Genomic DNA, 19,860 nt, shown 5'->3' with positions numbered 1-19,860 from the left:
CTTACTGGATCATTTCCTTGGCAAGCTGGTCCATACGGCAGGCGTGGCGCTCCTTCTCCTCCGCCTCCTGAGCACGGTAAACCGCATTGCGGTTCATCAGCTCGTCAAAATCCACCTCGTGGCCGTCAAAGTCGGGGCCGTCCACACAGGCAAACTTCATCTTGCCGCCCACGGTGACACGGCAGCCGCCGCACATACCGGTGCCGTCGATCATGATGGGGTTCAGGGAGACGATGGTCTTGATGCCGTAGGGCTCGGTGGTCTTGGACACAAACTTCATCATGGGGATGGGGCCGATGGCGATGACAGCATCATAGTGGATGCCGGAGTCAATGAGCTCCTTCAGCTTGACGGTAACGAAGCCCTGCTCGCCATAGGAGCCGTCGTCGGTCATAATGTAGCAGTGGTCGCTGACAGACTTGAACTCGTCCTCCAGAATGACAATATCCTTGGAGCGGAAGCCGGCGATCACGTCCACCTCCAGGCCCTCGGCATGGCAGGTCTTGGCCTGGGGATAGGCAATGGCGCAGCCCACGCCGCCGCCCACCACGCAGACGCGCTTGGCGCCCTCAGGCAGCTCGGTGGGCAGGCCCAGAGGACCCACAAAGTCCTGGATGTGGTCGCCCTCATTCAGGTCGGCCAGCAGCTCGGTGGTCAGGCCCACCTTCTGGAAGATGATGGTGATGGTGCCCTTCTCACGGTCATAATCGGCGATGGTCAGGGGGATGCGCTCACCCTGCTCATCCAGCCGCAGAATGATAAACTGTCCCGCCCGCGCCTTCTTGGCGATCAGGGGGGCCTCAACCTCCAGCAAGGTAACGCTGGGGTTCAGCACCTTCTTGCGTACGATCTTTACCATAGTATTCAACCTCTTCTTCTCAATAACAATCTGCGGCACGGTTTCCCGTCACGGCCGCTTCGCCATTTTATGACTGCCCAGTTTAGAAAACCTTACAGCCCCAATGGTTTGCGGCCTTCCAGTCATACGGATAAACGATATCAGTTTTCCCTTACTTTGTCAAGCGGCAATCACCGCCTTTGGCACATCATCCAAAGCTTCGCCCCTGCCAAAGGGGCCACTGTACCCGAATGGCAAACATACCGTTTTCCAGTTCAGCGGTCAGTTGGCAGCCCATTTGCTCCGCCAGAGTTTTGACAATGGCCAGGCCCAGACCGGTGTTGCGGCCGGTGCGCATTTTATCGGAAGTAAAGAAGCGATCGAAGATATGGGGCAGGTCCTCCGCCGTCAGCTCATCGGTCTCGTTGGCAAAGAGGCTCACCACCTTGTCCCCCTCCTGCCAGAGCCGGACGGTCATCTTCCCCTGTCCGTGGTCCAGGGCGTTGCGGATCAGATTGGTGAATACCCGCAGTACGCCGCCGTTGTCTGCCTGCACCGGCGGCAGATGCTCAGACAACTCCACCGTCATATCAAAGTGCCGGTCGGTAAAGTCGTTGTAGAAGGCGGCCAGCAAACCGGACAGGCTGGTATAGAGATTCACCGGTTCCTGCTCCAGAGGATACTCTCCCCCCTCCAGCCGGGACAGGTCATAAAAGCCGGTGATGAGACTCTGCAATGCCTTGGCCCGGCTCTCCACCACCGCAAGGTACTCCCTCCGCTCTCCCTCCGGCAGCGAAGGGTCCTCCAGCAGCTGAAGATAGCCCAGGATGGAGGTCAGAGGGGTACGCAGGTCGTGGGACACATTGGCAATCTGCTGGCGTAGAGATCGTTCCCGTTCCAGCCAGCGGGACTGGTCCTCCCGCCGCAGCTCCAGCAGGTGGTTGACCCCCTCCAACAGTTCCTCCGCCGCCCGGTTGGGCACCACCATCCGCAGCCGCGCGGTGCTGTCTCCCCGGGTCAGCTCCCGCAGCTGCTCTGCCGCCCCCTTCAGCGCCCGGTGCTGGGTCCAGATCCGCAGGCCCAGTCCGGCGCACACAGCAGCCAGCAGGATACAAAGGATGATCGTCATGGTCCCATCTCCTCTCCAGCCCAAGCGGGCGTGCCGCAGGAAGCGGCACGCCCGTGGAAAAGTTTCTTTTTACTTGATCTCCCGCCGCCGGAACCAGAGCAGGCCCAGCGCTGTGGTAAATACCAGCCAGCCTATCCCCACAGCCCAGCACCAGAGCTGGTATTCCCAGGTAAGCCAGCCGGACAGAAAATCAGGCATCAGCAGGGATGCTGGCATTAAAATCGCCTGAATCAAACTGCCGACCCGGCCCTCGGTACCCATGGCCGCCAGGGCCACCAGCACAGGCTGGCCAAAGAAGCTGAGGATATAATAGAACGCCATCCATGCCGCCGTGCTGGGGATGAGCAGGGCCATCATGTGGCACAAGCTATATATCCCGCACCAGACGGGAAGGGCCCCCAGCAAAGAGAAGCCTACCACCGCCAAAGCAACCAAATCGGCCTCCCGGGAGTAGTGAGGCAGGGCCAGCCAGCCCACCAGCAGGTAGCTTCCCAACAGCAGCAGGCACAGCACCAGCCCCAGCATCAATCCGGCCAACAGCTTGCCCCAGTAGATCCGTCCCCGGCTCAGCCCGAAGGACACCTCATTTTTTAAGCTCCCCAGGGCCTTGCCGTCCACGATCTGGGTAAGCAGCGGGGCAACCAGCATCCCCAGCAGCATGGTAGTGGAGGCAGCGGAGGCCATTTGGGAAAAGTCGTCAGCCTCCAGCATCATAAAGGTGAACAGAGCGGTACACACTCCCAGAAAGAGAACCAGCCCGTAGATTCCCTTGTGCCGGAAGGCCTTCCACAGCTCCGCCTTAATGTAGTTGAGCATATGTCTCCCTCCCGGCTCTGTCTGTCAGCGGATCTCTTTTTTCCGGAATGCCAGCAGGCCTACCAAAATGGACCCCGCCAGCACCACCAGGCCTACCACCCAGCACCGGCCCACATAGTCCCACTGGAAGGCATAGAGATGCAGCTGCTCCAGCATAACGGCGGGCATAAATTGCCGGATCATCTCAAAGGTCGGATGGATGAGCAGACCGCACAGTTGGAGGATGGAGGGTACCACCCCCAGCAGGGCCACCGCCACAAAGGCGGCCAGGGTGGTGTTGCGCACCAGGAAATAACAGGCCAGTACCACACCCTGGGCACCCAGCCACAGGGGGAGCGCACCGGCGAGGGTGTAGCCCACCAGCGCCAGACCGGTCTGATCCAGTTCATTGTGGGGCAGCAGCACCCAGCAGCCTGCCATATAGAGGGCCACCATCACCACCGCCGCCAGCAGTGCCACCAGGGTAGCCACCGTCAGCTTGCCCAGGTAGATCCGCACCCGGGACACGCCGTAGGACACCTCATTTTTCAGAGTGTTGTGCTTATACTGCTCGGAAAAGACCATGTCGCCGGTGAGGATGGTGGCATACAGTCCGATACTCAGCATCATGGGGATCATGATGACGGCGGAGTAAAAGTCCATTTGCGTGTTGCCGTTGGACCAAGTGAACCAGAACCCCCACAGCATCAGCCCCTCCAGGGCCAGCACCACCAGCAGGGTCAGATAGAGATACTTTCTCCGGAATACTTTATAGCATTCAGCGGCCAGATAGTTACGCATGACGGACACCTCCGATCATGGACAGGAAGTAGTCCTCCAGGTTGGCCCCCCGGCTCTCCAGAGAACGCAGGGCCACGCCGCCCTCCACCAGCACCTTTGCCACTGTCTGGGGCTGGTCCAGGAAGCTGTACAGCCGCAGGATACCGCCGGAGAGCACCTCGTAGTCCCGGGTACCCAACTTCTGCTCCAGCACCAGTGAGGCGGCAGAGGGGTCCTCCACCCCCACCTCGATGCAGGCCCGGCACTTCTCCTCCAGGGCCCGGGCGGTGATCTGCTCCAGCATGACCCCGTTGTCGATAAAGCCGTAGCAGGTGGCCAGGTTGGCCAGCTCCGGCAGGATGTGGCTGGAGATGAGGATGGTGGTCTGCCGCTCCCGATTGAGCTTGAGCAGCAGGTTGCGGAACTCCACAATGCCCTCCGGGTCCAGACCATTGATGGGCTCGTCCAGCAGCAGGAAGTCGGGCCGGTTCATCAGCGCCAGGGCCAGGCCCAGCCGCTGTTTCATACCCAGGGAAAAGTTCTTAAAGATCTTTTTCCCGGTGTTGGCCAGATCAGTCTCCTCCAGCACCTGATCCACCGTTCCTTTGCCGGGGATACCCCGCTGGATGCGATAGTATTCCAGGTTCTGCCGGGCGGTAAGGTAGGGGTAGAAGCTGGGAGTCTCTACCATAACCCCGGTGCGGGCACGCACCTTCATGAGATCCTTACCCGTGGCCCCGAAGAGGGAGATCTCCCCCGCCGTAGGCACGGTCTGACCGGTCACCATGCGGATGATGGTGGTCTTTCCGGCGCCGTTGCGGCCCACCAGGCCATAGATCTGGCCCTTCTCCACCGTCAGCTCCGCCCGGTCCACCGCAGTGTGGGCCCCGTACCGCTTGGTCAGGCCCCTTGTGTGTAATACGGTATCTGTCATATGGCATCAGCCTTTCTCTTGGTTTGTGATGCCAGTATACAGGCAAGTCAATAACCGGGCTTTAAGCAAAGGTGAAGAATGTTTAAAGTTGGATACGATCTTATAAATCGTTCAGTTTGAAACCGATGCCCCACACCGTTTTGATGTACTCCGTGGGGCTGGCCTTGGCCAGCTTAGACCGCAGATTGGAGATGTGGACGTTTACCGTATTGTCGTCCCCCATATACTCCCCGCCCCACACCTGCTGGTAGAGCTCCTCCCGGGTAAAAACCTTCTTGGGATGCTCCATCAACAGAGCCAGAATCCGGAATTCCCGGGCGGTGATGGTCACCGGCTTGCCGCCGGCGGTGACGGTGACACCCTCCTTGTCCAGCACCAGGTCCCCGTGGGTAAGCACAGCCCCGCCGCTCCCCCGGTCAAACTGTTTGTACCGGCGCAGCTGGGCCTCCACCCGGGCCAGCACCTCGGCGTTGTCGAAGGGCTTGGGGATGAAGTCATCCGCCCCCAGCCGCAGCACGTTCACCCGATCCTCCAGCCCCGCCTTGGCGGAAAGGACAATGATGGGCATGGTCTTGCGCCGGCGGAGCTGGGCAATGAACTCCTCCCCGGTCATGCCGGGGAGCATCAGGTCCAGCAGCACCAGATCATAGTCATACTGCTCCGCCCACAGAGCGGCTTCACTGCCCGAGTAAGCGGGCCGGCAGTCATAGCCCGCCCCGGTCAGGATCTTGCACAGCAGGTTATTGATGTCCTGGTCGTCTTCCACCACCAGGATGTGGCAGGTCTCCATATATGATCTCCTCCTGGTCCCCGGTTATTTCACCCGCAGGCGCTTGGCCAGCTCGTGGTCCGGGTCCACCACGGCGGTCTGATAGGTGGTATACACCACCATGCCCGGCCGGGCCCCGGCGGGCTTTTTCACATACTTCACCGGGGTGTAGTCTACCGGCACCCGGGTGCTGTCCCCCGCCTGAGAGAAGGTAGCCGCCAGAATGGCCGCCTCGGTGAGGCTCTGGGCGTCGGCCTCCCCTCCTTCCAGCCACAGGATCACGTGGGAGCCGTGGATCTTCTGGGTGTGGAGCCAGATGTCGCTCTTATAAGCCATCTTGGTGGTAAGCTGGTCGTTCTGGCTGTTGTTCTTGCCCACAGTGATGCGTAGGCCGGTGGTGGAGCGGAACTCCATGGGCTTGCCCGCCACCCGCTTCTCCCGTTTGGCGGCAGTCTTGGCCCGGCGGAGATAGCCGGTGTCGGTGAGCTCCTGGCGAATCTCGCCCAGGTCCCGCTCCCCCTCCGCCAGGCGGATGTTCTCCAGCACGCTGTTGAGATACTCCAGTTCGCGCTCGCCCTTCTCAATCTGGATGGTGAGCATCTCCTCCGCCTTCTTGGCTTTGTTGTAGTCCTTATAATACTTGGCGGCATTCTGCTGAGGGGTGAGCAGTGGGTCCAGTTTGATGTCGATCTCGCCATAATCCGGGTCGTAGAAGTTCTGGGCATGGAGCACCGCCATTCCCTTCTCCATCCGGTGGAGATTGGAGGTGATGATGTCCCCCTGCTCCCGCAGCTTTTCCCGGTCAAAGGTGGCAGTCAGCTCCTTCTCCTGGTTGGCCAGCTTGCGGGCGGTACGGTCTCGGGCGTTGGTCACCGCCTTCACCAGATCCTGGCCCCGCTGCTTGACCCGCTCCGCCGCCTCCCGGCGCTCATAGAAGCCGTCCAGCAGAGTGGAAAAGCTGTCCTGGCGGATGCTCTCAGTCTCCGGCCCGTACTGGAGGATGGGTAGGAAGGAAAAATCCACCGGTTTGCCTTCCCGCATCAGCAGATAGGCTGTAAAGTCATTTTGCTGTACAATATTTTGCAGCTTGAGCAGCTCCTGAACCAGGCCCTCCTCCCCTCCGGCCCGGAACACGATTTCCCGGGCAATCAGGGGTGAAAGGCCAGTAAAGGTATCCATCAGCAGCTTTTCCGGCTCTTTTCCCATGGGATTATCCAGGGCCGCCCTCAGCCCGTCCTCATCCAGTGTAAAGGGATTCAGCTTGGCAGGCGGAGCAGGGAGCCGATAGAACAGGCCGGGCAGCACCTGGCGCTGTCCTCTGGACAGGTCGCCGTCAATGCGGCGGATACAGTCAATGATGCGCCCCTCCCCGTCCAACAGGATCAGGTTGGCGGAGCGGCCCATGGCCTCCAGCACCAGACGGCGCTCCACCCGGTCCCCCAGTTCGTCAATGGTCTCCAGCTTGAAGTCCAGGATACGCTCCAGGGGGGGCTGGTTCAGCTCCAGAATGCGACCGCCCAGCAGGTGCTTGCGCAGCAGCATACAGAACATGGGAGGCTTGTCCGGATTCTCCCGGTTCAGGGTGGTGAGGTGGGCCCTGGGGTGGCCGGGATTGGCGGAGAGCAGCAGCTTCAGATTCTCGCCCTGCCCCCGGAGGAAGAGCACGATCTCATCCCGGGTAGGCTGATAAATCTTGTCAATCTTCCCCCCCACCACGGCCCGGCGAAGCTCCTCCGCCACGGCGGTCAGGCACAGTGCGTCTAACGGCATTCCTCTTCCTCCATCATTACGGCAAACAGTTCATTGAGCCGGTCGGTGCGACCCTGAAGCCACAGCCATCCGAACAGAGCCTCCAGGCCGGTAGCAGCCTGGTAGTCCGCCCGACTGGCATTCTGGGGCACACTGTGAGGGCTGGTATTGCGGCCCCGGCGGAACACGTCCTGCTCCGCCTCCTCCAGCAGGGGGAGGATCTTCTCCACTGCTCTAGCCTGGGCGGGAGCCGCCACATAGCGAACAGTGGCCCGATGGAGGCCCTTGGAGGTGGCCTTGCCGTGGAGACACAGCCAGGAGCGCACCATCAGCTCAAACACACCATCCCCCAGATGGGCCAGCCCCAAGCTGCTGATCCCCTGGATCAGTTCCGGCCCGGCATTGAGATGAAAATAATCGGTCATAGTTCATTCCTCATTTGTAAATAGGATCTCATTCTGTCAGTATAGCGCAAACACAGTGAAATTACAACAGATCGTCCAACCGCGGGCAGCCGCCGGGCCGGAAGGGAAAACAGAGATAGTCCCGCCCCTCCAGCGTTTCCAGCCGTGCAAAACAAAACAGTGGCGTCAGCGGAAAGGGCCGATCCTTCCGATATAGATAGGCCAGGAGAAAACCATTCTCATCCAGACGGATCAGGGCCGGACCTCTGGCGGCAGCGGCCAGCAGCGGCTCCCCCATCAGCCGGCCGGGATTGTCTTCCCGCTGCCACCCTGCCGGAAGCTTCTCTGCCCCGTCAAAAGAGAATGCCAGTACCGCCTGACCGCCCTCCGGCGGCCAGGCACCCTGCCGCTCCAGCTCGCTGATCGTCAAGGTACGCTCCAACCACAGGACACTGCCCTGGGGCACAAAGGTGCCCAGCAGGGCTTTTCCTCCCCCTCCGGTAAGCCAGCACTTGTACAGTCCTTTGCCGTCGTTAGGCAACTGTGCGGCACACACCGCCCGGTTCTGCTCCTCCCGCACCGTGAGCCAGCCCCGGCCCTCCCACAGTGAAAACCGCCGCTCCATACCCCGTCCCCCCTTTCTGCCATTCTATGCGCTCCGGGGACCAGACAGACGAACCGGGGGGATGCCAGACAAGGCATCCCCCCGGTTTTTTCTATGGGTATGGACTCAGCAGCAGCTGTTTCCGCAGCCGCAGTTGTTGCCGCAGCTATTACCGCCACCGCAGCAGCAGCACAGCAGGATGATGATCAGAATGATCCACAGGCAGCTACCGCCGCCAAAGCCACAGCCACAACCATTGTTGCACCCCATCATAGAAGTACCTCCCGGTTTAAATGTTAGAAACCTGGAGCTGGCGGCGGAGCTTCCCGCTGTCCGGCCCGGTCTCATTCCATACTATGCCGCGCTCCGGAGGTGGTGCGTACTGCATGGAAAAATAGCGGGCCGCCCCGGTCATACCGGGGCGGCCCGCCGCAAAGCGAAGGTTTTACTTACTCCAGCTCAAAAGCGCCGGTGTATAGCTGATAGTAGAGGCCATGCTGCGCGATCAGGTCCTCGTGATCGCCCCGCTCCACAATACGGCCGTGGTCCAGCACCATAATGGCGTCGGAGTTGCGTACGGTAGACAGGCGGTGGGCAATGACAAAGACGGTTCGCCCGCACATCAGGGAGTCCATGCCCTGCTGGACGATAGCCTCGGTACGGGTATCGATGGAAGAGGTGGCCTCATCCAAAATCATCACCGGGGGATCGGCCACAGCGGCCCGGGCAATGGCAATGAGCTGCCGCTGGCCCTGGGACAGGTTGGCACCGTTGCCGGTCAGCATGGTATCGTATCCCTGAGGCAGCCGCCGGATGAAGTCGTCAGCATTGGCTAACACAGCGGCGGCCTCCACCTCTTCATCGGTGGCGTTCAGGTTGCCGTAGCGGATGTTCTCCCGGACGGTACCGGTAAACAGGTTGGTATCCTGAAGCACGATGCCCAGAGAGCGGCGCAGATCGGGCTTCTTGATGTCGTTGATGGAGATGCCATCGTAGTGGATCTTGCCGTCGGCAATGTCATAGAAGCGGTTAATCAGGTTGGTAATGGTGGTCTTGCCTGCGCCGGTGGCGCCCACGAAGGCCAGCTTCTGGCCAGGCTTGGCAAAGAGGCTGATGTCGTGGAGGATGGTCTTGCCCTCCTCGTAGGCAAAGTCCACATGATCAAAGCGCACATCGCCGGCCAGCTTCACATACTGGAAGGAACCGTCCTCCTGAGGTACCTTCCAGGCCCACAGGTTGGTATGCTCGTCGGTCTCATGGAGGGTACCATCCTTGTCGAAGGCCACATTCACCAGAGTCACGGTGCCGTGGTCCTCCTCGGCAGGCTCATCCATCAGATCAAAGATACGCTGGGCGCCGGCCAGAGCCATGACCACCGAGTTGATCTGCTGGGAGATCTGGCTGATGGGGTTGGACAAGCTCTTGGACAGCTGGAGGAAGGTAGCGATGACGCCCAAGGTGATGCCGGGGCCAATGCCGCTGAGGGCCAGAGCACCGCCGGCCATGGCGATGATGACATACTGGGCATTGCCGATATTGATCAGGATAGGCATAAGAATGTTGGCGTACTTGTTAGCCTTGTCGGCGCTCTCGAAGAGAGCGTCATTCACCTTATCAAAGCCCTCCTGGGCCTCCTCCTCGTGACAGAAAACCTTGACTACCTTCTGGCCGTTGATCATCTCTTCAATATAGCCGTTCAGATCGCCCAGCTTCACCTGCTGGCGAATGAAGTAGCGACCGCTGCGGCTGGCCAGGAACCGGGTCACCAGCAGCATACCGATGATGCAAAGAATTACCACGCCGGTAAGCAGCAAATTGGTGAAGATCATGCCCACAAAGGCCACCACAATCATCATCAGAGAGTTGATGACCTGGGGGATGCTCTGGGAAAACATCTGACGGAGGGTATCCACGTCGTTGGTGTATACACTCATCACGTCGCCGTGAGCGTGGGTATCAAAATACTTGATGGGCAGGGACTGCATATGGCTGAACAGATCATCCCGGATCTTTTTCTGTACGCCTTGAGAGATGGTAACCATCAGACGGTTGTAGGCAAGGGCACACAGGGCACCGGCAAGATAGAGGCAGCCCATGAGAATAAGGGCATGGAGCAGGCCGTCAAACACCGGGTTATCCATGGCCAGCAGATCGGTGATATACACGTCGATGAGGGAGCCCAAAAATAGTGAGCCGGACACCGAGGCGATGGCGCTGATCAGGATGCATACCAACACCAGCAGGAACCGGAACCCGTATCCCCGCTTGACGTACTGCATCAGGCGGCGTATCGTGCGGGAGCGGTTCACAGGAGGCTTCTGTCTCATATCAGGTTTCATCTTCGCCGCCTCCTTTGGTCTGGGATTCATAAATCTCGCGGTAAATTTCGCAGGTCTTGAGCAGTTCCTCATGGGTACCCATGGCGGAGATCTTGCCGCCGTCCATCACCAGGATTTTGTCGGCGTCCTCAATGGAGGAGATACGCTGGGCAATGATGAACTTGGTGGTGTCGGGGATCTCCTCCCGGAACGCCTTGCGGATCAGGGCGTCGGTCTTGGTGTCCACTGCAGAGGTGGAGTCATCCAGAATGAGGATCTTGGGCTTCTTCAGCAGAGCCCGGGCAATACACAGGCGCTGCTTCTGGCCACCGGACACGTTGGAACCGCCCTGCTCGATGTGGGTATCGTACTTGTCTGGGAACTCCTGGATAAAGGGATCAGCCTGGGCCAGCTTACACACCCGGACCATCTCTTCGTCGGTGGCCTCCTTGTTGCCCCAGCGCAGATTCTCCTTAATAGTACCGGAGAAAAGCACGTTCTTCTGGAGCACCATGGCCACCTGCTCACGCAGAGCCTCCATATCGTAGTCCCGCACATCCACGCCGCCTACCAGCACGCGGCCCTCAGTGGCATCGTACAGACGGGGGATCAGCTGGACCAGGGTGGTCTTGGAGGTACCGGTACCACCCAGAATGCCCACGGTCTCGCCGGACTTGATGGTGAGATTCACGTCCTTCAGACACTCCTTGGTGGGGTCCTTGGCGTAGCTGAAGCTGACGTTCTCAAAGACCACGGAACCGTCCTTCACCTCATGGATGGGATCGGGGCCGTTCTTCAGGTCGCTCTCCTCGTTGAGCAGTTCCACGATTCGCTCGGCAGAAGCCCGGGCCAGAATGATCATCATCAGCACCATGGACAGCATCATCAGGCTCATGAGGATCATCATGATGTAGCTGAACATACTGGTCAGCTGTCCGGTGGTCAGCTCGCCGCCCACCACCAGGTTGGCGCCAATCCAGGACACAGTGAGCATACAGGCGTAGACACAGATCTGCATCAGCGGCATATTGAATGCCACGATCTTTTCCGCCTTGGAGAAGTCCATATAGATCTCATTGGACACCTTGCCGAACTTCTCCTTCTCATGATCCTCCCGCACAAAGGACTTCACAACACGGATGCCCAGCAGGTTCTCCTCCACCACGTTGTTCAGCCAGTCATACTTCTTGAACACACGCTCGAAGACAGGGTGGGCCGATTTCATAATGAGCAGAATACCCGCTGCCAGAATAGGAATGACCACCAAGAAGATCAGCGCCAGCTTGGGATTGAGGGTAAAGGTAAGGAACCAGGCGCAGATTAGCATAATGGGGCAGCGCACCGCAATACGGATAATCATCATAAAGGCCATCTGCACGTTGGTCACATCAGTGGTCAGACGGGTAATGATACCGCCGGTGGAGAATTTATCGATATTGGAAAAGGAAAACTTCTGTACGTTCTGGTACATCTCACGGCGCAGATTGCGGGAGAAGCCGGTGGAGGCCCGGGCCGCGAACCGGCCGGACAGGCCGCCCAACAGCAGTGCCATCAATGCCATGGCCACAACCAGCAGGCCATACTGAATGATCCGGCTCATATTGCCCGCTCTGACGCCTTCATCCAGCAGCTTGCCGGTCATCATGGGAATCAGTACATCGAAGGCCACCTCTCCGATCACGAAGATGGGTGTAAGGATGGTAGCCGTCTTGAATTCCCCAATGCAGCTGATTAAGCCGCGTTTCTTCTTCATAGGGTTCCCTCCTTAGGATTTGCGCGTAAACCACAGTCTACGCAGGAATGACGCACTGTAAGCCGCCACACGGACGGCTTACATCAGATTCTGCTTCAGTTTTTCCACCGTGCTGAGGAATTGCTCCACCTCCGCCTGACTCAGCCCCTGGGTCAACAGGTCTTCCACACTGTTGATCCGATCGATGATCTCCTGATGGAGCGCATCCGCCTTGGCAGTGGTGGTCACCCGCTTGAGCCGGGCGTCCCGTTCCACTGACTGCCGCACGATAAAGCCCTGAGCCTCCAGCCGCTTGAGCAGCCGGGATGCCGTAGACCGCCGGATATAGAAGGCTTCCTCAATATCCTTTTGGCAGATCTCCTGGTCCCGGTTATGACACAAAAACCCCAGCAGCTTCACCTGCATCTCGGTAAAATCGTCTCCTTCCGGTGTGCAGGTCATCTCCAAAACCTTTCGCCGCAGCAGATTGGACAGGGCTTTGATCTCATAGCCCACATGGCGCTCCTGCCGCATCACGTCATCTCCTTTTTCTGTACTATGTTTAGTTTAGTTTGTCTGCTAACAGTTGTCAATGCACAACATTAACAAAACACATAAGTTGATCTCCCCGTAATTCTGTTACCGAATTTGCTACGATATCCGGTATATTGTCAGACAAACATACCCGTTTTGGGGGCGCTGTACAGCAGCAAAAAAGGGCCCGCCGCATATTGCGGCAGGCCCTGATGCAGGCATTTTCAGTTTTTCTCCCTGTCGGCCTCGATCAACAGCTTGACCGCCTCGATACCAACCTCCAGAGCGGCAGACAGGTCGTGGCTCTCGGTCTGATCCAGTCCGGCGGCCTCCCGCTCCTGATTCCAGATCACATGGAAACAGGAGCCGCACCGCACGCCCAGTGCGGCGGCGCAGCAGAACAAAGCCGCCGACTCCATCTCAGAGGCAAGAACCCCAAGGCGCTTCCAGGCCTCCCACTTATAAAGCAGTTCCTGAGCCACCGGCATCCGGGCCGGACTGTGCTGTCCATAGAAAGAGTCCTTACACTGGACCACGCCGGCGTGCCACGGCTTCCCCAGATTCTTGGCCGCCTGGACCAGAGCAGTCTGGACTTCATAATCGGACACAGCGGGGAATTCAATGGGCGCGTACTCCCGGCTGGTACCCTCGTGGCGCACCGCGCCGGTAGCAATCACCACATCGTCGCTTTTGACCGGCAGAGCAATACCGCCGCAGGTACCCACACGAATAAAGGTATCCGCCCCGATGTTATGTAGCTCCTCCATGGCAATCACAGCGGAGGGACCCCCGATGCCGGTGGAGCATACGCTCACCTTTTCGCCCAACAGCGTGCCGGTATAAATGGTATATTCCCGATTACTGCCGATCTTCACCGGATTATCAAAATAAGCGGCTATCTTCTCGCAGCGGCCCGGATCACCAGGCAGAAAGCAATAGCGGCCCACGTCGCCCTGCTTACATTTTATATGGAACTGCAATTCATGTTCATGCATCTCGGATACCTCCTCGGTGTCGCATACATCCCTTTCATCCCCGGATCAGACAGGGTATGGTCCACGGATTAGCGTACTGTATTATATCAGTTTCTGCTCCCCTTTGCAAGGTGCACAAATATCTCTCCTTTTTGTAACGTTTTGTTGTTGTATTTTTGTTTCATCCGTTTTAGAATAGTTCTGCTGAAGGACAGGCTGCATTTTTACCTGGTCCGGCAGACATCTCGATTTAAAAGGAGGCGGCGAATGTGAAGCGGGCAGCCCTAATGACCGTACTGGCTCTGCTGTGCGGACTGGTTCTGGGTTCTATGGTGGGACTGTCTCTCTCTTCCTCTAATAACTCCGCTGCTGTCTCTTCCTCCATTCCTACTGTCGCCTATAATCAGCATACCTACGCCTCCGCTGTTCCTACGGAGCCACCCCTGGATGTCAACGACAATACGCTGCTCCTGGAGCGTGCCAGTCAGGTATTGGAGGCACTCAAGCAGGAAGATTATTCCGCGCTCTCCCAGCTGGTCCATCCCAGGCGGGGGGTCACCCTGACGCCTTACTCCACCGTGGACCATTCCTGCGACAATGTACTCTCGCAAGATCAGGTGGCCGGTTTAGCGGAAGATAAACAGCTCTACACCTGGGGTCTGGCTGTGGGCTCCGGCTCCCCCATCCGCTGCACCTCCAAGGACTATTTTGCCCGCTATGTTTTTAACGCCGACTATACCGAAGCTCCCCAGATGGGGATTGATACCGTGCTAATCAGTGGAAACGCCCTGGAAAACGTGGCTGATGCCTATCCCAACGGTCGTTTTGTGGAATACCACTTCCCTGGTATCGATCCCGCGCTGGAGGGCTTTGACTGGTGCTCTCTCAAGCTGGTTTTTGAGATCTGGAACAACGACTGGTACCTGGTGGGCATCATCCACGGCGAATGGACCAGTTAATCATCCTGCCGCCGCCCAATCTGCCGGTCACAGACCGGCAGATTTTTTGTCCGGGAAATCTTTCTTTTGCTTTCCCGAAGTTTGTCGGAATGATGAAAGAATACTTGCATCTACTGACAGATTGCGTTAAGATGGAGGCTACAATCATACATCATGAATGGACCGCTCTCGCCTGATTTATATAGAGCGTCTACAAAGGGACCCTGATCCCTGAAAGGATGGATATTGCTTGAAGATCATCATTGTGGGGGATGGAAAGGTTGGTTTTACACTGGCGGAACATCTGTCTCAGGAGGAGCACAACGTCACGGTAATCGACACCAATGACGACGCCCTGCGCCACGCCTCGGAATCTCTGGACGTGATGTGCGTCAAGGGCAACGGCGCCTCCATCTCCGCCCTGAAGGAATCGGGTGTTGAGTCGGCAGATGTGCTCATCGCCGCCACCAGCCTGGACGAAGTCAACATGGTCTGCTGCCTCACCGCAAAACAGCTGGGCGCCAAATTCACCATTGCCCGGGTGCGCAATGTGGAATATGCCATGGAGCTGTCCCGCATGAAGCGGGAGCTGGGCATTGACCTGGCCATCAATCCCGAAAACGCCACCGCCGTGGAGATATCCCGTCTGCTTCGCTTCCCCGGCGCCGCCAACATCGAGACTTTCTGCCGGGGCCGGGTGGAGCTGATCGGTTTCCGGGTGCGGGAGGGAGACTTCCTGGCCGACCAGCCTCTGTCCGCCCAGACCAGCAAGATCCGGGAGCTGCCCATGCTCCTGTGCGCGGCGGAGCGGGAAGACGGCGAGGTCATCATTCCTGACGGCACCTTTATTCCCCGGGTAGGCGACCGGCTCTATCTGGTGGGTCAGCCCGCCGGCCTGACCGCCTTCTTCCGCCTGCTGGGACGGCACATTTCCAAGCTGCATTCCGCCTTTATCATCGGCGGCGGACGCATTGCCCATTATCTGACCAGCATTCTGCTCAAGATGGGAATGCAGGTCAAGATCGTGGAGCGTAACCCGGAGCGCTGCCGTCACCTCAGCGATGTGCTTCCCCAGGCCCTTATTATTCAGGGCGACGGCACCGACCAGGAGCTGCTGGAGGAGGAAAACGCCAGCGCTTCCGATGCCTTTATTGCCCTCACCGACCGGGACGAGGACAATATCATCATCTCCCTCTACGCCATGCAGCAGGGTATCAAAAAGGTGGTGGCCAAGTCCAACCGGCAGAACTACGCCAGCATCGCCCATGCCGCCGGTCTGGACAGTGTGATCTCCCCCAAGCTCATCACCGCCAGCCACATTCTTCAGGTGGTCCGCGGAATGCAGAATTCCAAAGGCAGCGTGATGAACGCCCTGTACAAGATCTGCGACGGACACGCGGAAGCTCTGGAGTTCATCGCCAATGAGACTACCCACAATCAGGGTGTGCCGCTGAAGGATCTGCGGCTGAAAAAGGGCATCCTCATTGCCGTGCTGGTCCACCAGGGTAAGATCATCATTCCTGACGGCTCCAGTTCCATTTCCGCGGGCGATACGGTGATTCTGATCTCCCGCAACCACGGCATTCTGGACCTCAATGATATTTACGAGGACTCTCTGCTGGATCTGGGGGCGGCGCAATGAACTTCAGACTGGTATTTAAAGTAGCCGGAAAGACCCTGATGGTGGAGGCTATCACCATGCTGCTGCCGCTGCTGGTGTGTCTGATCTATCAGGAGGACCCCACCCCCTTTCTCTTCACCATACCGCTGGTCATGGTAATCGGCTTCGCACTTTCCCTTCTGCCCAGCGACGACCACTTCTTTACCCGGGAAGGCTTTTTCGCGGTGGCACTGATCTGGCTGCTGGTAGGCGCCTTCGGCGCGCTTCCCTTCTATTTCAGCGGCTATTTCTCCTCTTACATAGACTGCTTTTTTGAAGCTGTCTCCGGCTTTACCACCACCGGCGCATCCATTCTGACCGCGGTGGAGCCGCTGCCCCGCGGCATTCTGTTCTGGCGCTCCTTCATCCACTGGCTGGGCGGTATGGGCGTGCTTATTCTTACCATCGCACTGCTGCCCAGTCTGGGGTCCCGCACTCTCCACCTGATGAGGGCCGAAAGTCCCGGTCCTGTAGTCAGCAAGCTGGTCCCCAAGAGTAGCCAGTCCTCCAAGATCCTGTACGGGATCTACTGCGGTCTGACCGCCATTGAGATCATCATTCTGAAGATCGCCGGGATGCCCTGGTATGACAGCATCGTTCACTCCTTCGCTACAGCAGGCACCGGCGGCTTTTCCACCAGAAACATCTCCATTGCCGCCTACGGCAGTCCCGCCATTGAGATCATCATTACGATCTTTATGCTGCTGTTCTCCGTGAACTTCTCCCTCTACTTCTTGCTGCTCTGCGGAAAGGTGAAGCAGGTACTGAAAAGTGACGAGTTGCGCTTCTTCCTGATCGTAGTCTTTGCCAGTATCACGCTGATCTCCATCAATATCTGGAATCTTTACCCCACCGGCGGAGAATCCATCCGCCATGCCGCCTTCCAGGTCGGTTCCATCATCTCCACCACTGGCTTCGCCAGCACGGATTTCAACCTATGGCCGGAGTTCTCCAGAACCCTGCTGGTGCTGCTCATGTTTATCGGCGCCTGCGCCGGCTCCACCGGCGGCGCTATCAAGTGTTCCCGTGTCCTGCTGCTGGGCCGTTGCATCAAGCGGGAGATCCGCCAGGTTATCCATCCCCGGGCCGTCAACGTGGTCAAACTGGACGGTCGTGTAGTGGACGAGACCGCCCTTCGTTCCGTCCAGATCTTCTTTGCTGCCTATATCTTTATCACCCTGGGCGCCACACTCTTGGTCTCTGTGGACAACAACTCCTTCGGTACCACCTTTACTGCGGTGGTCTCCTGCATCGGCAACATCGGTCCCGGTCTGGAATTGGTAGGCCCCATGGGCAACTACGCTTTCTTCTCCGGCTTCTCCAAACTGGTGCTTTCCCTGTGCATGATCGTGGGCCGCCTTGAGGTTTTGCCCATTCTGGTGCTCTTTAGCGGAAATGCATGGAAACGGTCTTAAACTGTCCATTCGTTTTTGTCCAAAGCGTCAAATCCTCGGATTTGACGCTTTCTTTTTTGAATACTCTTGCCAAACGGATGTATTTTGAGGTATTATAATGTTGTCTGTAAAACCGGAAACCCTTGCGCTACAATGGTTTCCGAATTAAAGGAGTTGGGTAAGATGATCGAAAACCTCTTTTGGCTCGGTCTAGTAGGCGCTTTTATCGCGCTAATCTTCGCCGTAGCCCAAGCAAGGAAGGTGCTAAAGTTTTCCGAAGGCACTGAACTAATGCAAAAGCTCGCCGCCTCTATCCGCAAAGGCGCTAACGCTTACCTTAAGCGCCAGTATACCACTGTCGCAAAGATCTTTATTGTAGTCTTCGTGATTTTACTTATTCTGGCAGGAGTGGGTATGCTGGATAACTGGTTTATCCCCTTCGCCTTCCTCACCGGCGGTATCTATTCCGGCCTGGCTGGTTTTATTGGCATGAAGATCGCCACCTCCGCCAACGCCCGTACCGCCAACGCCGCTCATGAAAGCCTGAACCGGGGCCTCAACGTGGCTTTCTCCTCCGGCGCCGTCATGGGCTTCACCGTGGTGGGTCTTGGCCTGCTGGACGTGTCCATCTGGTTCCACATCCTGAAGTACATTGCTCACTTTGAAGCCGCCAAGATCGCCCAGACCATGGTTATGTTCGGCATGGGCGCCTCCTTTATGGCTCTGTTCGGCCGCGTGGGCGGCGGTATCTTCACCAAGGCCGCCGACGTGGGCGCCGACCTGGTGGGTAAGGTTGAGGCCGGTATCCCCGAGGATGACCCCCGTAACCCCGCTACCATCGCCGACAACGTGGGCGACAACGTGGGCGACGTGGCCGGCATGGGTGCCGACCTGTACGAGTCCTACGTGGGTTCCATTCTGGCTACCTTCGCTCTGGGTGCTGCCGCTTATGCCAGCGACAACATGACCTGGAACGCCATGCTGCTGCCCCTGGTTATCGCCGTGGTGGGCGTGATCTGCTCCGTGCTGGGCAGCTTCCTGATCCGCACCAAGGAGAACGCCACCCAGAAGTCCCTGCTGGCCACCCTGCGTAAGGGCACCTACACCGCTGCTGTTCTGGCCGCAATCGCCGCCGCCCCCATCACCTACTTCATCATGGGTTCCTGGGGCCCCTACATCTCCATCCTGGCCGGTCTGGTGGCTGGCTGCGCCATTGGTTACTTCACCGAGTACTACACCTCCGACACCTACAAGCCCACCCAGGGCCTGGCCGACTCCACTGAGACCGGCGCCGCTACCACCATCATCGGCGGTATTTCCCTGGGTATGCTCTCCACCGCCGCTCCCATTATCATCATCGGCATCGCTATCATCGTCTCCTTCCTGGCCTCCGGCGGCTCTCTGACCACCGGCGGCGCCGACTATGAGCTGCTCTTCTCCAAGGGCCTGTACGGCATTGGTATCGCCGCCGTGGGTATGCTGTCCACCCTGGGCATCACCCTGGCCACCGACGCCTACGGCCCCGTGGCCGACAACGCCGGCGGCATCGCCGAGATGAGCGGCCTGGGCGAGGAGGTCCGCAACCGTACCGACGCTCTGGACTCCCTGGGCAACACCACCGCCGCCACCGGTAAGGGCTTCGCCATCGGCTCTGCCGCCCTCACCGCTCTGGCTCTGCTGGTCTCCTATGTAGACGTGGTCAAGGGCAAGCTGGACCACGCCATGGACCTGTCCCTCACCAACCCCGCCGTGCTGGTGGGTCTGTTCGTGGGCGCCATGCTTACCTTCATCTTCGCCGCCCTCACCATGAGCGGCGTGCAGCGTGCCGCCCAGTCCATCGTGGTGGAGGTTCGCCGTCAGTTCCGTGAGATCTCCGGCATCATGGAAGGCAAGGCTGATCCCGACTACGCGTCCTGCGTGGACCTGTGCACCAAGGGCGCTCTGCATGAGATGGTTATCCCCTCCCTGCTGGCCATTATCGTTCCCGTCATCGTGGGCCTGATCCTGGGCGCTGAGGCCGTTGTGGGCCTGCTGGGCGGCGTTACCGTCACCGGCTTCGTGGTTGCCGTGTTCATGTCCAACGCTGGCGGCGCTTGGGATAACGCCAAGAAGTACATTGAGGCCGGCCACCACGGCGGCAAGGGTTCCGATTGCCACAAGGCCGCCGTGATCGGCGACACCGTGGGCGACCCCTTCAAGGACACCTCCGGCCCCTCTCTGAACATCCTGATCAAGCTGTGCTCCACCGTTTCCATCGTGTTCTCCGGCCTGATCACCACCATTCACCTGTTCTAATCCAGCATAAAAA

At 58.5% G+C, this 19,860-nt stretch carries 19 protein-coding genes; 5 read left to right on the top strand and 14 right to left on the bottom strand.

Annotated features, from left to right (window positions below; translation table 11 throughout):
- Window position 1: 1 nt before the first annotated feature.
- The 14 genes from B5G40_RS10275 to udp form a co-directional block, all read right to left on the bottom strand.
- Window positions 2–859, bottom strand: a complete 858-nt coding sequence (locus B5G40_RS10275) for a sulfide/dihydroorotate dehydrogenase-like FAD/NAD-binding protein (protein WP_087266644.1) — start codon at window positions 857–859, stop codon at window positions 2–4.
- Between the two features lie 187 nt (window positions 860–1,046).
- Window positions 1,047–1,967, bottom strand: a complete 921-nt coding sequence (locus tag B5G40_RS10270; protein WP_087399542.1) for a sensor histidine kinase — start codon at window positions 1,965–1,967, stop codon at window positions 1,047–1,049.
- 69 nt (window positions 1,968–2,036) lie between these two features.
- Entirely contained in the window at window positions 2,037–2,783 is a 747-nt protein-coding gene (locus B5G40_RS10265) for a hypothetical protein (RefSeq protein ID WP_087399541.1), read from the bottom strand.
- A 24-nt stretch (window positions 2,784–2,807) separates the two neighbouring features.
- Window positions 2,808–3,563, bottom strand: coding sequence for an ABC transporter permease (locus B5G40_RS10260; protein WP_087399540.1), 756 nt, complete (start codon window positions 3,561–3,563; stop codon window positions 2,808–2,810).
- Window positions 3,556–4,476, bottom strand: a complete 921-nt coding sequence (locus tag B5G40_RS10255; RefSeq protein ID WP_087399539.1) for an ABC transporter ATP-binding protein — start codon at window positions 4,474–4,476, stop codon at window positions 3,556–3,558. The genes B5G40_RS10260 and B5G40_RS10255 overlap by 8 nt, the downstream gene beginning before the upstream one ends.
- Before the next feature lie 100 nt (window positions 4,477–4,576).
- Window positions 4,577–5,266, bottom strand: coding sequence for a response regulator transcription factor (locus B5G40_RS10250; RefSeq protein ID WP_087266651.1), 690 nt, complete (start codon window positions 5,264–5,266; stop codon window positions 4,577–4,579).
- Window positions 5,267–5,290: 24 nt separating this feature from the next.
- A complete protein-coding gene (locus B5G40_RS10245; RefSeq protein ID WP_087399538.1) occupies window positions 5,291–7,015 on the bottom strand; it encodes an Rqc2 family fibronectin-binding protein in 1,725 nt (574 codons plus the stop codon).
- Window positions 7,006–7,419, bottom strand: coding sequence for a Mini-ribonuclease 3 (locus tag B5G40_RS10240; protein WP_087399537.1), 414 nt, complete (start codon window positions 7,417–7,419; stop codon window positions 7,006–7,008). Before B5G40_RS10240 ends, B5G40_RS10245 begins: the two co-directional genes overlap by 10 nt.
- A gap of 61 nt (window positions 7,420–7,480) precedes the next feature.
- Window positions 7,481–8,023, bottom strand: coding sequence for a hypothetical protein (locus B5G40_RS10235; protein WP_087399536.1), 543 nt, complete (start codon window positions 8,021–8,023; stop codon window positions 7,481–7,483).
- Window positions 8,024–8,128: 105 nt separating this feature from the next.
- Window positions 8,129–8,275, bottom strand: a complete 147-nt coding sequence (locus B5G40_RS16900; protein WP_158094694.1) for a hypothetical protein — start codon at window positions 8,273–8,275, stop codon at window positions 8,129–8,131.
- Window positions 8,276–8,451: 176 nt separating this feature from the next.
- The gene (locus B5G40_RS10230; protein WP_164496948.1) at window positions 8,452–10,341 is read right to left on the bottom strand and encodes an ABC transporter ATP-binding protein; all 1,890 of its coding nucleotides are present in this window, start codon (window positions 10,339–10,341) and stop codon (window positions 8,452–8,454) included.
- Window positions 10,331–12,073, bottom strand: a complete 1,743-nt coding sequence (locus B5G40_RS10225; protein WP_087399535.1) for an ABC transporter ATP-binding protein — start codon at window positions 12,071–12,073, stop codon at window positions 10,331–10,333. Before B5G40_RS10225 ends, B5G40_RS10230 begins: the two co-directional genes overlap by 11 nt.
- 78 nt (window positions 12,074–12,151) lie before the next feature.
- Window positions 12,152–12,586 (bottom strand): MarR family winged helix-turn-helix transcriptional regulator, encoded by a 435-nt coding sequence (locus B5G40_RS10220; protein ID WP_242955454.1) that lies wholly within the window; start codon window positions 12,584–12,586, stop codon window positions 12,152–12,154.
- Window positions 12,587–12,810: 224 nt separating this feature from the next.
- On the bottom strand, window positions 12,811–13,581 hold the full coding sequence (gene udp, locus B5G40_RS10215) for a uridine phosphorylase (protein ID WP_087266660.1): 771 nt from the start codon (window positions 13,579–13,581) through the stop codon (window positions 12,811–12,813).
- A 248-nt stretch (window positions 13,582–13,829) separates the two neighbouring features.
- On the opposite strand from udp, the gene B5G40_RS10210 reads away from it, so the two are divergent.
- The 5 genes from B5G40_RS10210 to B5G40_RS10195 all read left to right on the top strand — a co-directional run bounded on the left by B5G40_RS10210 (window position 13,830) and on the right by B5G40_RS10195 (window position 19,847).
- Complete coding sequence (locus B5G40_RS10210; protein ID WP_087326574.1) at window positions 13,830–14,519, top strand: hypothetical protein; 690 nt, start codon at window positions 13,830–13,832, stop codon at window positions 14,517–14,519.
- Complete coding sequence (locus B5G40_RS16665; RefSeq protein WP_143383219.1) at window positions 14,507–14,695, top strand: hypothetical protein; 189 nt, start codon at window positions 14,507–14,509, stop codon at window positions 14,693–14,695. The genes B5G40_RS10210 and B5G40_RS16665 overlap by 13 nt, the downstream gene beginning before the upstream one ends.
- A 53-nt stretch (window positions 14,696–14,748) precedes the next feature.
- On the top strand, window positions 14,749–16,140 hold the full coding sequence (trkA, locus tag B5G40_RS10205; protein WP_087399534.1) for a Trk system potassium transporter TrkA: 1,392 nt from the start codon (window positions 14,749–14,751) through the stop codon (window positions 16,138–16,140).
- Window positions 16,137–17,573: a TrkH family potassium uptake protein gene (locus B5G40_RS10200; RefSeq protein ID WP_087188965.1), complete on the top strand. Its 1,437-nt coding sequence runs from the start codon at window positions 16,137–16,139 to the stop codon at window positions 17,571–17,573. Before trkA ends, B5G40_RS10200 begins: the two co-directional genes overlap by 4 nt.
- Before the next feature lie 132 nt (window positions 17,574–17,705).
- Entirely contained in the window at window positions 17,706–19,847 is a 2,142-nt protein-coding gene (locus B5G40_RS10195; RefSeq protein WP_343286732.1) for a sodium-translocating pyrophosphatase, read from the top strand.
- Window positions 19,848–19,860 lie beyond the last annotated feature (13 nt).

It is taken from the genome of Flavonifractor sp. An9 (assembly GCF_002161245.1).
Taxonomy (GTDB): domain Bacteria; phylum Bacillota; class Clostridia; order Oscillospirales; family Oscillospiraceae; genus Flavonifractor; species Flavonifractor avicola.
This window is presented reverse-complemented; position numbering and strand designations above follow the sequence as displayed.

Bases quoted from the DNA above. Each gene is read 5' to 3' on its own strand.
- B5G40_RS10275 (WP_087266644.1), bottom strand. From the start codon at position 859: ATGGTAAAGATCGTACGCAAGAAGGTGCTGAACCCCAGCGTTACCTTG.
- B5G40_RS10270 (WP_087399542.1), bottom strand. From the start codon at position 1,967: ATGACGATCATCCTTTGTATCCTGCTGGCTGCTGTGTGCGCCGGACTG.
- B5G40_RS10265 (WP_087399541.1), bottom strand. From the start codon at position 2,783: ATGCTCAACTACATTAAGGCGGAGCTGTGGAAGGCCTTCCGGCACAAG.
- B5G40_RS10260 (WP_087399540.1), bottom strand. From the start codon at position 3,563: ATGCGTAACTATCTGGCCGCTGAATGCTATAAAGTATTCCGGAGAAAG.
- B5G40_RS10255 (WP_087399539.1), bottom strand. From the start codon at position 4,476: ATGACAGATACCGTATTACACACAAGGGGCCTGACCAAGCGGTACGGG.
- B5G40_RS10250 (WP_087266651.1), bottom strand. From the start codon at position 5,266: ATGGAGACCTGCCACATCCTGGTGGTGGAAGACGACCAGGACATCAAT.
- B5G40_RS10245 (WP_087399538.1), bottom strand. From the start codon at position 7,015: ATGCCGTTAGACGCACTGTGCCTGACCGCCGTGGCGGAGGAGCTTCGC.
- B5G40_RS10240 (WP_087399537.1), bottom strand. From the start codon at position 7,419: ATGACCGATTATTTTCATCTCAATGCCGGGCCGGAACTGATCCAGGGG.
- B5G40_RS10235 (WP_087399536.1), bottom strand. From the start codon at position 8,023: ATGGAGCGGCGGTTTTCACTGTGGGAGGGCCGGGGCTGGCTCACGGTG.
- B5G40_RS16900 (WP_158094694.1), bottom strand. From the start codon at position 8,275: ATGATGGGGTGCAACAATGGTTGTGGCTGTGGCTTTGGCGGCGGTAGC.
- B5G40_RS10230 (WP_164496948.1), bottom strand. From the start codon at position 10,341: ATGAAACCTGATATGAGACAGAAGCCTCCTGTGAACCGCTCCCGCACG.
- B5G40_RS10225 (WP_087399535.1), bottom strand. From the start codon at position 12,073: ATGAAGAAGAAACGCGGCTTAATCAGCTGCATTGGGGAATTCAAGACG.
- B5G40_RS10220 (WP_242955454.1), bottom strand. From the start codon at position 12,586: ATGCGGCAGGAGCGCCATGTGGGCTATGAGATCAAAGCCCTGTCCAAT.
- udp (WP_087266660.1), bottom strand. From the start codon at position 13,581: ATGCATGAACATGAATTGCAGTTCCATATAAAATGTAAGCAGGGCGAC.
- B5G40_RS16665 (WP_143383219.1), top strand. From the start codon at position 14,507: ATGGACCAGTTAATCATCCTGCCGCCGCCCAATCTGCCGGTCACAGAC.
- B5G40_RS10200 (WP_087188965.1), top strand. From the start codon at position 16,137: ATGAACTTCAGACTGGTATTTAAAGTAGCCGGAAAGACCCTGATGGTG.
- B5G40_RS10195 (WP_343286732.1), top strand. From the start codon at position 17,706: ATGGTTTCCGAATTAAAGGAGTTGGGTAAGATGATCGAAAACCTCTTT.